The following is a 16,086-nucleotide window of genomic DNA, read 5'->3' as shown; positions in this document are numbered from 1 at the left end:
CCATTCGGTCAAATGGGCTGCTGCCCGACGTCCACACGATCATGTTTAAGTGGAATGTCCTCATCCACGGCTTCTTCCAATTCCTGAGCGTATCGATGACCTGCATAAACCGCTGCGGCTATAATCGCCGGCGCATCACAATCTCCTATGCGACGAAGACTGAATGGCAAGTCCTCAGGGCTCATCCGGCCGAGCACCCCCCTGTAAAGGCTATCATTTGGCTTGCGAGCAGTAACCATAACAGTGTTGGCAACGGGTACGGTCACACTTGGCCCGCCATAAGTGCACTCTAACTCCGCGATTTCGCCATCAAACTGTACAAGCGATTTTGACGGCAGGACCTCGACACCTAGGCGAAGCAAATGCGTTCGGATGCGCCAACGTTCGGAGGTTTTTCCCGCCCAATCAGAAACACTGTCAGACGGTGTGACCAGCGTTACAGCATGTCCCTGCGCTCGTATCTTCTCAGCAATGACGCTGGCCATGTAATAGCCATCCCCATCGAAAACGAGCGTCGGTCCGTCGGGAAGCTTTCCATCCATGATGTCATCTGGGGTGAAAACGCGACTTAGGGCGGCTCCTTCTGTAACCGGGACGAAACGTTCTTCGTCAAAACACTCCTTTCGCCAAGTCGCGCCGGTCGCAATCGCTACGTGATCAGCCTCAACGGCCAAGATATCGTCAACTGTCAGCGGACTTTCACGGTAGATTTCAACGTTGGGCATCTCAATCAATTGCTGCTCGCGATAGTCTTTCACGCGAATGTACTCGCTCATGCCAGGTAGAGCTGCTTCGCGCGAGACCCTGCCACCCAACTCACGTGAAGCTTCCGCCAGTAGGACATCGTACCCTCGCACACCAAGTGCCCGTGCTGCTTCCAGTCCGGCAGCCCCGGCCCCGACGATCAGAACACGCGCCTCTGAGGACTTCTTGCGAAGGATTTCTGGATGCCAGCCTTTACGCCATTCCTCCCCCATTGTTGGGTTCTGAGAGCAACGAATAGGTACTCCGATCGAGTCGCTGGCGTAACAGACATTGCATCCAATACACTCGCGGATCGCAGACAAGCGTCCTTCCTCGATCTTCTTTGGAAGGTAAGGATCGGCAATCGACGGGCGCGCTGCACCAATGAAATCAGTAATCCCCCGCCTGACTTGCGAGACCATTGTATCCGGTGACGTAAAGCGACCAACGGTTACCACAGGCTTATCCGTCACGGACTTGACCCAATGCATATAGGGTTCAAGAGCAGCTTCTTTGGTAAATCGAGACACACCCATCTCGACCGAGTAGTCTGCGATGTTGATATCCCACAAATCTGGTAAATCAGAGAGCATCTCAAACATCTCTCGTCGCTCACCATAGATCGGCTGGCCATCCTCGCCGATCTCTTCATCTGCCGAGAACCGAACGGCCACGGCGCACCGGTCCCCAACGGCGTCTTTGGTTTCCTGAATCAACTCGCGGGTGAGGCGCACCCGGTTTTCCAAACTGCCACCATATTCATCACTGCGCGTGTTCACGCGCGGATGCAGAAAATTCGAGATCAGATACCCGTGCGTTGCATAAACATAGACAACGTCAAATCCTGCATCTCGTGCCCTCAAAGCGGCCTTTCGATGCCAGCGGCGCAAATCTCGAATGTCCTGCTTGTCCATAGCGCGGGTTTGATAGGGATGTCCTTTCGTATTTGGCCGACTGTCGACATCCATGCTCGGCAAGCGGGAAAACAAGTTGTTCGAGTTAGCGCCGCCATACCAAAGCTCAGCCGCCGCAAGGCTACCGTGTTCGTGTACAGCATCGGTCATCAGTGCGTGCGCCCGAACATCACTGTCATCCCATAGAGACGCATAGGGGTGCGGAAGGTCGTCAGATGATGGATGGATGGAGTTATACTCCGTACATATGACGCCCCACCCTCCTTGCGCTTTCACTTTACGCATCGCAGCAAGAGTACGAGGGTATTGCCACCCCATTCCTGTACAGTGCGGCACCTGATAGAACCGGTTTGGCGCAGTAACTGGCCCGATTTGGACTGGTTCGAAAAGGATGTCGTATCGAGAGTCCCTGCCCATATTTTTACCCTTAGCTAGCTGCGCCATGCGCTGGCTGATTTTGTCTGGAATGTCCGGTCTGAAAGCTGCTCTGTTTCAATCACCGTTGTTAAATCCAGGCATTCGAAAGTGACCCGGATAGACTTTGGAAAGGAAGCCGGTGATGTGATCCCGCGCTTCGATACGTCGAAAGTTTTCTGGATAGGTCAAAAGCTCCAACCAGATCCCGTCGTAAAGTGCTTCGAGGATATTGGCGACTTGCCTTGGCGGCATGTCCGTGTATTCACCGCCCGCGGCAATCTCTGAACATAGTCGCAGTGCAATGTTGTACCGTTCCTGATCGATATCATTGATCAGGCTGCGGTAGACTTTGCGCCGCCCTACCTCTCCAAAAAATGCAAACCAAACGGCTAGCTTCTTTGGAGTGCAAATCTGCGGATGAAAATGCGCATCGACGATAGCCAACAGTTTTTCTGGCGCTGACAGCCCTGCATTTTCAATAGCTTCCAGCCACTGCTCGTGATGTTCCTTTGCTAGAAACAGGAGCGTTTCTTCCAGCAAGTTCTGTTTGCTTTTGAAGTGGAAGTTGACGATGCCTAGCGACAAGCCTGCAATCTCGGTCACGGTGGACATGGTCGTTCCACCAATTCCGTTTTGAGCAATCGAGTCGATTGTCGCATCGATGAGTTGTTGACGCCTCACTTCCTTGGACTCGGTGCGCCGACGCCCCTCAGGGTTTGTTTTTTCGTTTGGTGATTGTCTCACCCGAATGCATCCCATCTATTAGAGCGCTCCATCGGTCTTGCCTGCCTCCACGGCCAAACTTCTCCAACGAGAGCGCATTTGACATCTAAAGGATATATGTCATTGATTGAATAATCATTCAATGGTGAAGAGAAAATGATGTGAAAACAAACCTGATGTTCGCAATCATCAATCTACAGTTCCGACCAAAAAGTGAAAACTGGCTCATGCACCAAAGAAATAACCCTGCGATGCAAAGCTCCCAGAGGCTCAATGCGATCTTCAATAGCGGCCCAAGCCGCGTCGGCCTGCAATTGGTCCCTGAATTCGATAACAGCCATAAGCGTATGATCTCGCTGCTCGTCGGTATCATAACCACTTGCGGGGATGCGTTTACACAAAGGCGTCCCTTTCGCGGCCAGATCTGTCTTGACCAAGTGTTCGACAAACGCGTTCCACGCCCGCTTGAACGCGTCGAGCTCAACAGTTGGTTTCAATTCGAATTGGTTCAAAAGTCTCGGCATCGCTCACGTTCTGTCCGGAAAAATGTCACCAGCCAAACCTATGCAATTCCCCCGGCAAGGCAAGCGCGAGGCCAATAGATGATCAGTAACGAAACCCCAGTCATTGCAAACAGCCTGTGGTCAGCGACTGCAGCGTATTCGTCGGAATACCCGCAACTCGTTGGCGAACAGCAATCCGACGTAGCCGTGATTGGCGCCGGTTTCACAGGACTTTCGGCGGCACTTCATCTGGCCGAGCAAGGCCTAAAAGCTGTTCTGATCGATGCCCAACACCCGGGCTGGGGAGCGTCTGGCCGCAACGGAGGGCAAATCAACGTAGGCCTCAAGGACGGACCGACGGGCATCAAAACCAAATTTGGTGATCTCTGGGGAAACAGAATGATCCGAATGGCCGGTGAAGCTGCCGATCTTGTGTTCGACTTAATCGCTCGGCACGGCATTGAGTGCGACGCAAAACGTCCAGGTTGGCTGCGCGCAGCGCATACTCACAAAACACTCAGTGAATTACACAAGCTCGCCGAGGATTGGGACAACCACGGCGGGGGCATGATACAGCTTGATCAAAGCGAAATGCAGCGCCTGACAGGGACCGAAGCTTACCACGGCGGCGTTCTGGATCGTCGCGGCGGTGTTTTGCACCCATTGAATTATGCGCTTGGGCTGGCCGAAGCAGGTCGCCGCAACGGTGTGGAAATCTTCGGCGAAACGCCCGCCAACCAGATTACTTCAGAGGCCGGCCGTTTTCGGATTGAAACTCCCAAAGGGGCTGTCATCTCAGAGAAGGTGTTGATTTGCACGAACGCCTATTCTGGAGATCTGCATCTGCGGTTGTCTCAGTCAGTTTTGCCCGTTCGCTCAGTTCAGGTTGCTACGTCGCCCCTGTCCGACAATGTCCGCCAGACAATTCTGCCAGAAGGCAACGCTTTGTCGGACGCACGACGCCTACTTCTTTACTTCAGGCAAGACGCGGAGGGTCGCTTTCTAATGGGAGGTCGCGGCACCTACAACGACAACTCCACTCTCAAACAAATCGAACGTTTGAAACGCATCTCTGTCGAACTTTTCCCCCAATTGTCCGGAGTTCAGTGGGAATACGAGTGGGGCGGCTTTGTTGCACTGACAAGAGATCACTATCCACACCTGCATGAGCTCACTCCGGGGGTTATGACAGGTTTGGGATACAATGGGCGCGGCGTAGCCATCGCCACGGCAATGGGGCGCGTCCTCGCCAAATGGGCAGCAGGAACGAAAGCGGACGAACTGGAATTTCCGGTCACCCCCCTCAAACCACTTCCCTTCTCGTTCGCGAAAGAAACTCTTGTCGAAGCAGAAATCCTACGCCTTAAACTCTTGGACAAGTTGGGTCTTTAGTGATCTCGCAAGCAACGCCGACTAGCGGTTTTTGGAGAAGAAGCGATAGGTCAACGCGATAGCGGCCAAAGAGAGACCTGAGCCGTACCCAATCCAAACTCCGTTGGGGCCGAACCCAAGCCAAAAGCCCAGCGCATATCCAAGCGGCAATGCAAAGAGCCAATATGCAATCAAGGTGATAGCAACGGGGACATGATTGTCCATCATGCCTCGGAAAGCACCCAGCATTGTCCCCTGCACACCATCTGCAATCTGCATTGCTGCAATCACAAGGAACATCGATATCGCGAGAGAAACGACTTTTGGATCATCTGAAAGGCTATTGGCCAAAGGAGCGCGGCCTATCAAAATACCACTAACGACAACGGCCATCCAACCAACAACGACCAATAGCGACGCCAACACAATCGGCTTGAGCCGTTCTGTTTCATCCGCACCAATTGCCTGAGCTACCCGTATCGAAATCGCAATCGAAACCCCTAGCGGCACCATGTAAATTACGTCGCTGACCGCGGAAACGATTTGATGCGCAGCGAGCGCTGCGGCACTGAACCATCCAAGCATAAGGCCGGCGACGGCGTAAGCTGCCCCCTCCCCCAGGTAACCAACGGAAATAATGAACCCTTCTTTGATCTGTGCCTTAACCTCGGACCAATCAAAACCTGCTGCCTTTAGGAAACCCTTCTTCTTTCTCCACGCACGCAAAATCAAGAATGCCACAATTAACGGCACCATCTGAGACAACAGACTAGCGATCCCGGCACCGACGAGACCCAGACCCGGCCAACCAGCAACTCCGTGGATCAAAACATAGTTCGAAGGGATATTGAAACCGACCGCAAGGAACGCGAGGCCAACCCCAATCCACGGGCGATTCATGGCGTCAAACAGGGCTTTCAAAGCATAGAAAATCGTGAAGGGCACCAAAAGGAGGCTCATCGCAATCCAGTAGCCGCCAATCAGACTGACCACTTCGGGCGGCTGCCCAATCAAAGAAAGGGCAGGCTTCAGGCAGATCATTGCAGCAGCCCCAACAACACCAACGACCAGTGACACGATAAGCCCAGCGCTTGTTGCCGATGCAAGCCCTCGTTCACTCGTTTTTCCAAAGGCTTCAGCCATCCGCACACCAATTGCGGAAACAAAGCCATAGAGCGCTGAATAAAAGATGATCAGAACCGAGGCAGTGATTGAGACCGCCGCCAGAGGAAGCGTTCCCAATGGGGCCACCATCACGGTGTCAACGACGCCAATCAAAGCAGCTGCTGCAAGAGAGATAACTATCGGAAGAGCAAGCCGCGCAAGGTAACGCGCCTCTTTCAAGATCGCGCTCCAAGATGGCCGAGGCTGCTGCGATAACCGCACGTGCGTCATATTGTTGGGCCTTTCAGTCGTAATTGACTAAGCCGTATCCCCAAGTAATTCCGGGACCAGGCGAACAAGGCAACCCCAGGCAGCCTGTTCCGCCTGCTTTCGGCTCAGGCCTTGAGGAGCGAGATGCAATCGTTGCCAATAGCCATCCGTCAATGTCTCCATCCATTCAGCCATTTGATCTGGTGATGTAACCTCATCGTCGGGCAGCAATTCGTTCCAGATTACACGCAAGGTCTCTCTTCGACGTGTTTCGAAATGTTCGGCAACTTCATCATACTGCAGTTGAAATCGAAGCTCGCCCCAAAACGCATACCAAAGGGGTAAGACATCCGGACCACATGCATCCGGGTGGAAATCAGCTTTTATCAGAGCCCTTATCTTTTCGGCTGGCTCATCCCCAGCTCGCTCTAAAGAAGCTGTCCAGTGGTCTTCGTAGCGCTGGTAAAGGTCGCGCAATGCTTCCGTCAGAAGACCAAGCTTTGACTTGAAGTAAAACGCTGCAACACCCTGCGAAAGCTCAGCTTCGGACGCGACCGTTGCGAGCGTCGTTTTTGCCAACCCATGAGCCAATATAGAGCGGCAAGCCGCGTCCAGCAGCTGTCGGCGACGACGATCTGCGTTCTCCTTCCGCTCTCTGCGGGGACGTTTACGATCTGCTTCGACCAATTGCCGCTCCTTCTACGAATACAGCCATCTACAGCGCGCAAAAAAGATGCGTCAATAGCTTGAAATTTATTTGAGCGCTCAAATAAACTTTACGAACTTGCACCTGATCTGTAAACGGAAGAGAAAGGGATGGAAAAATTTGACGGTTGAGAACAGATACGACGTTATTGTGGCCGGTGCTGGTCACAACGGATTGACTGCCGCCGCCTATTTGGCACGTGCTGGCATGCGAGTTTTGGTGATCGAAAAGAACGACTGGGTTGGAGGCGCTGCAGTCAGCCGCTCACTTCATGATGGTTGGACGTACTCGAATTGCTCGTACGTTTGCTCCCTTCTGCGGCGCGAGATTGCCAGGGACCTCGAGCTACCGAAATACGGACTTCAGGTTATTCCGTATGAAGGTGGCGCGAGCTTTACGCGCGATCGAGATTACTTCGCCTATTATTCCGATCACAACGCCCTTAAACGTGAGATGGCGCGACATTCTGCAAAAGATGCCGACGCCTATCGCGGTTATTCGCAAGGCATCATGCGGCAATGCCGTTTTATCCGTCCATTTCTGCTTCGAGATGCACCGGACCCTGCGTCTCTTCACCCACGTGATCTCGGTGAACTGGCTTATCTCGTAAAAAAAGCACATGGGCTGGGCAGTCGGGAACTCGGTGAAACGCTGAAATTCTGGACAATGTCCATTGGGGACTTTCTGGATGAGCACTTCGAGAACGACCTGATCAAGGCCCATTTGGCTGGCTCCGGCATTATCGGTACCGGCCTTGGGGTGTACTCACCCGGCACGGCCTATGTGCTGCTGCACCACTACATGGGTGACATTGACGGCGGCATCGGAGCATGGGGTTTCGCGCGTGGAGGGATGGGTGCAATTTCGAATGCCATTGCAGCCTCTTTCAAGGATCACGGCGGTACCATCCACACAGGTTCGGGGATTGAGAAAATCCTCAGCAAAGATGGGCGCGTTGAAGGCGTCGCTTTGGAGGACGGCAAGGTTTTCTATGCACCCGTCGTCGCATCCAATATGGATATCAAACGCACTGTTCTGCACCATATTGATGCGGCCGAGTTGCCGGATGATTTCACGAAGGCGGTGCGGAACTTCAAAATTCGTGGCTCTTCGGCGAAACTCAACATCGCGCTTGATCGCTTTCCAAATTTCCCGGCTGCACCCGAGAACACCAGCTTCCTACGGGGCGACTTGCATGTGTCGCAGAGTCTCTTTGAACTTGAAAAGGCTTATGATGATTGGAAAGTCGGGCGTTGGTCTGAAAAGCCCTATATCGACATGCTAATCCCCAGCCAAATTGATCCGACTATGGCGCCGACAGGTGCCCACATGATGACGGTTTTCGTCCAATATGCGCCTTATGATCTAGAAGTCGACGGCGTTAGATCGGCCGAGAATTGGGACGAAAAGCAGCGCAACGCGATGGCAGAAACTGTACTCGACCAGATGTCTGTGGCCTGTCCCGACATTCGCGAGCGCGTAGTTCATATGGAAGTGCGTTCACCATTGGAAATCGAACGCGAGGTCGGTCTGACAGAAGGCAACATTTTCCAAGGCGAACTGACTTTTGATCAGCTTTTCTTCAATCGGCCAGTCCCGGGTTGGTCTCAGTACAGTTTACCTATCAAAGGACTTTATCTGTGCGGTTCGTCCGCCCATCCAGGCGGAGGGGTTATGGGAGCACCTGGTGCAAACGCTGCCCGCGCAATCCTGAAGCACGAAACACGGCATGGCCGAATGAAGGGGTATGCCGCATGAGCCAATTTGATGCGATCGTCATTGGCGGCGGCGTAAACGGTCTGGTTGCCGGAACACTCCTTAGTCGACGCGGCAAGAATGTCTGTATCATTGAGAAATCCAACAGGTTCGGCGGCATGGCGTCTTATTCCGTGGATGGCGGTCCGTCTCTGGCCCATTCGCTCTACAACCTGAGCCCGCGGGTCTTGAGTGATATCGGCATAGATCCTCAACACCCTGTCCTGTCCGGCAAACCCGTCTCCACGGTTTCTTTGTCTGAGGATGGGCGGCATATCGTCTTCAAGAACGAAGGCATCTTTTGGAGCGAGGGGACAAAACACCCGGAATCCGACGCATGGACCGATCTGACACAGCAGTTGATTACGTATGGAGGCCTTTTGCGCCAACTCGCCGAGGCCCCACCACCCGGCGGTCAAAAAGCCATCCTTTCGCGGGGTGGGCTGAATGAGTTTTTGCGCCTGGCAAAACTGGGCTTCGGATTGAAAAAGCTTGGAAAATCCGAGATGCGGCGTTTCCTGCAGGTCGTTTTGTCCAATGTCCACGACATTGTACTTGATGACTTGCCAGAAGGACCGGTGGCTGGAATGCTTGCTGCTGATGCAATCTGGGGGTCAGCCACCGGTCCGCGATCACCGGGCACTGTGTTCAATCTGATCTACCGGCTGGGTCACGGGGGTCACATCACCCAACCAGTTGGCGGCATGTCTGCGCTGACCGATTTGTTGGTTGAAGCTGCGCAAAAGGCGGGTTGCGTGCTGATGCCGGAAACTGAGGTGTTCCGCATTCTGTTGGACGACGATGCAGTCTCTGGCGTTGTAACGACTGATGGGAGAACTTTGACCGCGCCCACCGTGCTCAGCAATCTCGCCCCAAAACTAACAAGCCGAATGACCGGGCCCTCTGTTTTTGACATCGAAACGATGCGGCGAGTTCGAAATATCCGGGCTCGTGGAACGGCGGCCAAGGTCAACCTGCGCTTAAAGGACGGCTCACTCCTGCCCGGCCTGCCTGACGAACTAGCCCGCGAACGTCTGATCTATGCCCCCTCTGTCGAGCACGTCGAAGCGGCGTTCAATCCCGCCAAGTATCGTCAAATGTCCAAAGCACCGGTGATTGAAGCTTTAAAAATGCAGACAGCCGATGGGGCAAGCTGGCTATCGACCATCGTGCAATATGCCCCAACTGACCTCGAAGGCGGCTGGACTGACACCGCCAAGGATCAGCTTGCGCAGATCGCAGTGAGCACCCTTAACCTCGCCCTACCCGGACTTAAAGATCATGTCACAAACACACAGATCATAACGCCGGATCAAATCGAAAACGCAACCGGAGCGCCCGGTGGGCATTGGCACCATGCGGAAATGTCTCTGGACCAGCTCCTGACACTACGGCCCGCGAACGGAATGTGCCGATACTCCATGGGTCCGAAAGGGCTATTCCAATGCGGTGCAGCAACGCACCCCGGTGGTGATGTCATGGGTCTTGCTGGTCGCAATGCTGCGCTGGCAGCAATGGAGGCAACGCCATGAGCATCTTCACCGATCCGAAACTTGGCCTTATCCCCGGGCCGTTTCACAACAAACTGGCCGAACAAAACCGCGCGCGCAGTTGGTATGATTGGGTTGGCTATGCAGCCCCGGGGGTTCTGGACAGTATCGAGTTCGAATACTTCGCATTGCGCAATCAGGCATCCCTGTTCGACATCTCACCGATGCACAAGTACCGATTAACCGGGCCGGACACGACCGCGATGCTCAATCGCCTGGTTACACGGGACGTTAGAAAAATCGGCCTTGGTCGCGTGGGGTACGCAATCTGGTGTGATGAAGAGGGTATGGTCATCGATGACGGGACCCTTTTCCACCTTGACGAAAACGATTGGCGCCTTTGTTGTCAGGAACAAATGCTGACGTGGTTACTAGATGCAGCTTGGGGGTTTGACGTTTCAATAGTCGACGAAACTCACAGTGTTGCCTGCCTTTCGCTGCAGGGGCCGACGTCCTATGCAGTTTTGGAGGCCGCCGGTCTGGATGTCAGCAAGCTAAAGCCATTCGATCTTATCCGGATAGACCCTGATCTCATGATTTCGCGGACGGGTTTTACCGGTGATCTAGGTTACGAGCTATGGTCCGACTGGGACAAGGCGGAGGCGCTTTGGGACAGGATCTGGAAAGGTGGCACACATCAGGGACTACGCGCCATTGGATACGAAGCGGTCAATATGGCCAGGATCGAAGCGGGATTTTTAACTGCGGGCGTAGATTTTCAACCCGTTCATGCAACCGAGCGTTTGCACCGCGGCCAAACACCATTCGAACTCGGCTTGGATCGACTAGTCGATTTCGACAAAGGTCATTTCAATGGTCGGCGAGCGTTGCTGTCCAAGCAAGACACTCCAAGAAGCCTCCTCATGCGTTTCGATGTCGAAGGTTTCAAACCCTCGGAAGGGTCATTGATCTACAACCAACGCAAAAAAGAAGTTGGGCACATAACATCCGGAATTTGGTCGCCGACCGCCAAACGCAATATCGCGCTGGCACATGTCCGTATGCCGGATGCAATACGGTCATCCAGCTTAAAGGCGGAAATTTACACTCTGCAAGAAGGCAAATGGGGCACCAGAATGGCGCGCCTTACACCTGTCGCCAAAGCCTTTTTCGCACCGCCCCGCGCACGTGCTACGCCACCGGCCCGCACTTAAAGGAGAAGCAGACGTGAACACCCTAGGCAATACACCAACCGACGGCGACCTTGTCGCTTGGGATCGCGACCATCACCTACATCCTTGGGCCGGGACCGGAGGCTTTGGATCCGACGAGTATATGCGGGTAAATACAGCGGATGGTATCTATCTTTGGGATGCTGCCGGGAAGCGCTATATCGATGGCCCCGGCGGTATGTGGTGCACACAGATCGGATACGGGCGTCAGGAGATGGCCGATACCATTTCCCAACAGGTTATGAAGATGCCTTACGCGTCGCCGTGGTCGTTTACGACTGAACCCGCAGCCGTTTTGGCGCGAATGATCGCGGAACGTACACCGGGCGATCTGAACACAGTGCACTTCACCACCGGTGGGTCTACGGCCGTTGATACCGCACTGCGAACCGCGCTTTTCATGAACAAACGGCTTGGCCGGCCGGAGAAGAGGATCGTGATCGGCCGAGAAAAAGGCTACCACGGCTCCACTTTTCTCGCCGCGACTGTCACTGGAAAAGAGCGCTTTGAAACAAGCTTTGAAAAGGCTCAGGATCTTGTGCATTTCCTTCCAGACGTGAATCCCTACCACCGGCCGGAAGGCATGAGTGTTGATGCCTGGTGCGACGCTAAAGTCGCCGACCTTGAAAACTTGATTGCTGACGTAGGCGCCGACCGTATCGCCGCCTTTATCGCCGAACCGATCCTATGTTCCGGCGGTGTTATTGTTCCGCCTCCGGGTTATCACAAGCGCACGCTCGAAATTTGTCGGGCAAACGACATTCTGTACATTTCGGATGAAGTCGTAACCGGCTTTGGCAGGCTGGGCCATTGGTTCGCCTCAGAAGACGTCTTTGGCATCGTCCCTGACATTATTACATGCGCAAAAGGTTTAACCTCAGGCTACCTGCCCCTAGGCGCCTGCATAATTTCGGACACAGTAATGAAACGCATTGCCGAAGCACCGGGCGACGATGTTTTCTATAATGGCTATACATACTCCGGGCACCCGGTGAGTTGCGCCGCTGCAATCAAAAACATCGAAATCATGGAGCGCGAGGACATTCTAGGACACGTTCAATGCGTCACACCGCATTTCCAGGACCGCCTACATCAAATTAAGGAAAAGTTTTCGATAGTTGGGGATGTGCGCGGTGACGGGCTTCTCGGGTGCATAGAATGCCGCCCCGGACTGAACGTCGAGAGTTACGAAGCGCATGTGAAGTTTGGGCAGAAACTGGACGATGCGTGCGAAGAGATGGGATTGCTATTGCGCCCGTTTGGAAACATGGCTGTCTTCTCGCCTCCCCTGATCATAACTCCGTCGCAGATAGACGAAATGTTCGACATCATGGAGGCTGGTATGGCGCAGGTCAGCAAGGACTACGACGCATAACAGTCAACGCGCTAAGACACGAAGCCAGTCAGATCAGGCTGGTTTCCGACCACGGATGTGATGTGGGCAATGCTCTCCGGTTTTTAGCACGGGCTGCATAGCGTCCCAGATCTCGATTTGGTGTTCGATAAACTCCGCACCATGCCGGGCTTCCCATTCAACTCGGTTGGGCCCGGTTAATTCCTCAAGCTCTGCAGCAGATACCTGAGCATACCAAGGGTTGCGGTTGACCAACTCTACGTCTTCAAAGCCCGCCAACTCCATAGCAGCACGGTACTTAGAAGGCGACGCCATCTGAAACTCCAAGGCTTCCATTTTTACGTAGTGCGCCATTTCGGGTGACATTTCCCCGTCGTGATTGGTCAACCAGTCAGAAGCCGCGAAATGACCACCCGGTTTGAGCACGCGAAACGCTTCCGCGGCCATCGCTACTTTGTCGGGGATATGAATGATCGAGTCTTTGGAAAACACAACGTCAAAAGTACCATCTTCGAAAGGCATTGGGCCTGGAGTGACCTCTATGATTTCGATCTTTCCGTCCAGACCTGCCCGCCTAACTCGGTCTCTCGCAGCTGCGCATACTGGGGCCTCTACATCAATGCCGGTCACATTGGCAGCGCCGAGTTCCTGTGCCATCAACACCGCGATAGCCCCAGAACCACCGCCGATATCGAGGATATGCTTATCCCTCAGATCAATCCCCTCAACAACTCGAGCAACTTCTTCAGGGCCTCCCGGTGAAAGAAACCCCTCCCCCCAAAGCTCCTCCAGAAAGTTGACCACCTGTCGGTCGTATAGGATTTCGTCTGACATAGGATTTCCCCGCGTCTGATTGTCAGTCAATCACTGTAGTGAAGCCTTTTCTCCCTGTTCAGACAAGCTTTATTGCGTAATCGAAGGTCAGTGATGTTATCTTAATTGAATGATCATTCAGTCAATAGACATTAATCGTATTGAGTGTTATTCGGAGAAAAGAACGCTAAGATAGGAGCTTCTTGCCATGGACGACACTCTTCCGACGCATGTCCAAACCGTGATCATTGGCGGGGGATCTATCGGCGCGAACACGGCCTACCACCTTACTAAGCTCGGCCATACCGATGTTGTGGTTTTGGAACAGGGGCAACTGACATCAGGAACCACTTGGCACGCCGCAGGTCTGATTGTAGCCGGCCTTCTCAAGTCGGAAGCTGAGTGCGCCATCTACACGCATGGGCGGGACCTTTATGCGAATCTAGAGAAGGAAACCGGTATATCCACGGGTTTCCGCGACGTTGGATATCTGCAAATTGCAACCAACGAAGAACGCCTGCATGAGATGCGCCGTGTCGCAGCCTTCATGCGGCGTTATGGGATAAACAACCACGAAGTCTCAGTAAAAGAAGCGCAGGACATGTTCCCTATTGGGGACCTATCAGACGTCGTTGGAGCATTCCTTATTCCGGAGGACGGGCGGGCTAACCCTGTGGACGTGACAATGTCTCTGACCAAGGGAGCCAAAAACAGAGGCGCACGTTTCTACGAAGGCGTGCGGGTTGAAGAGATTTTGGCCAGTAGCGGCACCGCAACAGGAATCCGCACCGCGAGTGGTCATACCATAACAGCGGAAAACGTTGTGATCTGTGGTGGCATGTGGTCTCGCCAATTGGGTGCAAAACACGGCGTAAATCTGCCTCTCCAGGCAGCTGAACACTACTATCTGATAACGGAAAGTATCCCGGGCCTACCCCGCGACCTGCCCGTTCTCGAAGATCCTTCAACCTACACTTATTACCGTGAAGAAGTTGGTGGGATGATGTTGGGGCTTTTTGAGCCCGGCGCCGCGGCTTGGAAGCTTGATGGTATCCCAGATGAATGGCAATTTGGAGAGATCGAGCCAGACTGGGAGCGTGTCGGGCCCGACCTGGAGAAGGCATATTCGCGCGTACCTGACACCATGAACTACGGTGTCAAAAAACTGTTCTGCGGACCGGAAAGCTTTACACCTGATCTTGCACCACTTGTCGGCCCAACGCCTGAACTGCGCAATCTTTGGGTTGCATGTGGGATGAACTCACTTGGCATCCTGAACGGTGCAGGCACAGGAATGGTGCTGGCCCATTGGATGGTGGACGGGTTGCCGCCAATCGATGTCACCGGCATCAACGTCAATCGTTTCTCCCGTGAAATGGCGACACCGGCCTTTCGACGCGACAGGACACCTGAGTTGCTCGGAAAGCTCTTTGGCCAGCACTACCACAACGAAAACTACAAAACGGCAAGGAACGTTAAGCGTTCAGTGCTATATGACCGCCTCAAGCAGGCCGGAGCCTTTTTCGGCGAAGGAAATGGATGGGAACAACCTGATTGGTTTGCCCCGACGCCCGAACAAGCCAAGGTCGAGAAATACAGTTGGTATCGCCAAAATTGGTTTGATTGGCACGCTGAAGAACATAAGGCAGCACGAGAGGATGTCATCGTAATTGACATGACATCAATGGCGTGTTTCAGCGTAGAAGGCCCGGACGCATGCGCACTCCTCTCTCGCCTTTCTTGCAATGACGTTGATGTTGAACCCGGTCGCGTCGCCTACACGGCCTGGGTAAATGAACGAGGTGGATTTGAGGCTGACCTTACAGTTACCCGATTATCCGATCAGAAATACTGGGTCATCGTGGGTGAAAACTCGGCGGGTCACACCGAAATGCGCATGCGACGGCACATTCTGGACGATGAGAACGTTGTTATCACAGACATCACCGCAGGACGCTGCCAGATCAACGTTCATGGTCCAAAGTCACGCGAACTTTTGAGCAGAATATCTGGTGCTGATTTGTCCGATGAAGGTTTTCCCTTCATGACTGCTCGAGAAATCGACATCGGGTACGCCGTAGTTATGGCCTATCGCGTGACCTTTATCGGCGAACTAGGCTGGGAACTTCACGTGCCCGCCAATCAGGCAGTACAGACCTACGACCTACTTATGGATGCAGGTCGTGATTTGGGCGTTCGCAATGCCGGAATGCAGACCCTAAACTCCCTGCGGCTCGAGAAAGCCTATCGTGATTTCGGAATTGATGTGGACAACACAGACAACCCGATTGAAGCCGGTCTTGGGTTTGCCGTTAAGTTGGATAAACCCGGTGGCTTCATCGGTAGGGAAGCACTAGCCGTGATAAAAGCGAAAGGCACGCCCAAGAACCGAATGTTGCAGTTCCTGCTAAAAGACCCAGAGCCTCTCATTTACGGCAACGAGATGATTTATCTAAACGGCAAAGAAGTCGGGTACATTCAAGTTGGAGGATATGGCCACACACTCGGCGCCGCAGTTGGTATTGGTTTTGCAGAAACCGAAGGGCCGTTGACTGCCGACGTAGTCGCAACGGGGCAATGGCAGATCGAAATTGCCGACGAAAAATACGATGCTATTGCCTCGTTAAAGCCGCTTTATGACCCCGGCATGCGCAAGATAAAGTGCTGATGCATTATTGTTCGGTGCTGTA

The 16,086-nt window shown here is 53.6% G+C and carries 12 protein-coding genes; 6 read left to right on the top strand and 6 right to left on the bottom strand.

What is annotated here, in order from left to right:
* Positions 1 to 8: 8 nt before the first annotated feature.
* From RUE5091_RS05035 to RUE5091_RS23400, 3 genes are all read right to left on the bottom strand, one after another.
* Positions 9 to 2,075: an oxidoreductase gene (locus tag RUE5091_RS05035; RefSeq protein WP_058281094.1), complete on the bottom strand. Its 2,067-nt coding sequence runs from the start codon at positions 2,073 to 2,075 to the stop codon at positions 9 to 11.
* A gap of 75 nt (positions 2,076 to 2,150) precedes the next feature.
* Entirely contained in the window at positions 2,151 to 2,819 is a 669-nt protein-coding gene (locus RUE5091_RS05030; protein WP_243470715.1) for a TetR family transcriptional regulator C-terminal domain-containing protein, read from the bottom strand.
* 173 nt (positions 2,820 to 2,992) lie between these two features.
* Entirely contained in the window at positions 2,993 to 3,322 is a 330-nt protein-coding gene (locus RUE5091_RS23400; protein ID WP_058280811.1) for a hypothetical protein, read from the bottom strand.
* A gap of 78 nt (positions 3,323 to 3,400) precedes the next feature.
* Here RUE5091_RS23400 and RUE5091_RS05020 point away from each other — a divergent pair, with 78 nt between their 5' ends.
* Positions 3,401 to 4,693 (top strand): NAD(P)/FAD-dependent oxidoreductase, encoded by a 1,293-nt coding sequence (locus RUE5091_RS05020; protein ID WP_058280810.1) that lies wholly within the window; start codon positions 3,401 to 3,403, stop codon positions 4,691 to 4,693.
* Between the two features lie 21 nt (positions 4,694 to 4,714).
* Here RUE5091_RS05020 and RUE5091_RS05015 read toward each other — a convergent pair whose 3' ends face one another.
* Entirely contained in the window at positions 4,715 to 6,067 is a 1,353-nt protein-coding gene (locus RUE5091_RS05015; protein ID WP_082643555.1) for an MATE family efflux transporter, read from the bottom strand.
* Between the two features lie 27 nt (positions 6,068 to 6,094).
* A complete protein-coding gene (locus RUE5091_RS05010) occupies positions 6,095 to 6,733 on the bottom strand; it encodes a TetR family transcriptional regulator C-terminal domain-containing protein (protein WP_058280809.1) in 639 nt (212 codons plus the stop codon).
* Between the two features lie 139 nt (positions 6,734 to 6,872).
* Here RUE5091_RS05010 and RUE5091_RS05005 point away from each other — a divergent pair, with 139 nt between their 5' ends.
* From RUE5091_RS05005 to RUE5091_RS04990, 4 genes are read left to right on the top strand one after another with little or no spacing between them, the layout of a single operon-like run.
* Entirely contained in the window at positions 6,873 to 8,510 is a 1,638-nt protein-coding gene (locus RUE5091_RS05005; protein ID WP_058280808.1) for a phytoene desaturase family protein, read from the top strand.
* A complete protein-coding gene (locus RUE5091_RS05000) occupies positions 8,507 to 10,039 on the top strand; it encodes a phytoene desaturase family protein (protein WP_058280807.1) in 1,533 nt (510 codons plus the stop codon). Before RUE5091_RS05005 ends, RUE5091_RS05000 begins: the two co-directional genes overlap by 4 nt.
* Positions 10,036 to 11,211, top strand: coding sequence for an aminomethyl transferase family protein (locus RUE5091_RS04995; protein ID WP_058280806.1), 1,176 nt, complete (start codon positions 10,036 to 10,038; stop codon positions 11,209 to 11,211). Before RUE5091_RS05000 ends, RUE5091_RS04995 begins: the two co-directional genes overlap by 4 nt.
* Positions 11,212 to 11,224: 13 nt before the next feature.
* Positions 11,225 to 12,604, top strand: coding sequence for an aminotransferase (locus tag RUE5091_RS04990; protein WP_058281092.1), 1,380 nt, complete (start codon positions 11,225 to 11,227; stop codon positions 12,602 to 12,604).
* A 33-nt stretch (positions 12,605 to 12,637) separates the two neighbouring features.
* On the opposite strand, the gene RUE5091_RS04985 is transcribed toward RUE5091_RS04990, so the two are convergent.
* Positions 12,638 to 13,417: a class I SAM-dependent methyltransferase gene (locus RUE5091_RS04985; protein ID WP_058280805.1), complete on the bottom strand. Its 780-nt coding sequence runs from the start codon at positions 13,415 to 13,417 to the stop codon at positions 12,638 to 12,640.
* 187 nt (positions 13,418 to 13,604) lie between these two features.
* Between RUE5091_RS04985 and RUE5091_RS04980 the strand changes: the two genes are divergently transcribed.
* Positions 13,605 to 16,064 (top strand): GcvT family protein, encoded by a 2,460-nt coding sequence (locus RUE5091_RS04980; RefSeq protein ID WP_058280804.1) that lies wholly within the window; start codon positions 13,605 to 13,607, stop codon positions 16,062 to 16,064.
* Positions 16,065 to 16,086: the final 22 nt, after the last annotated feature.

The sequence above is a fragment of the Ruegeria denitrificans genome, assembly GCF_001458295.1.
GTDB lineage: Bacteria > Pseudomonadota > Alphaproteobacteria > Rhodobacterales > Rhodobacteraceae > Ruegeria > Ruegeria denitrificans.
This window is presented reverse-complemented; position numbering and strand designations above follow the sequence as displayed.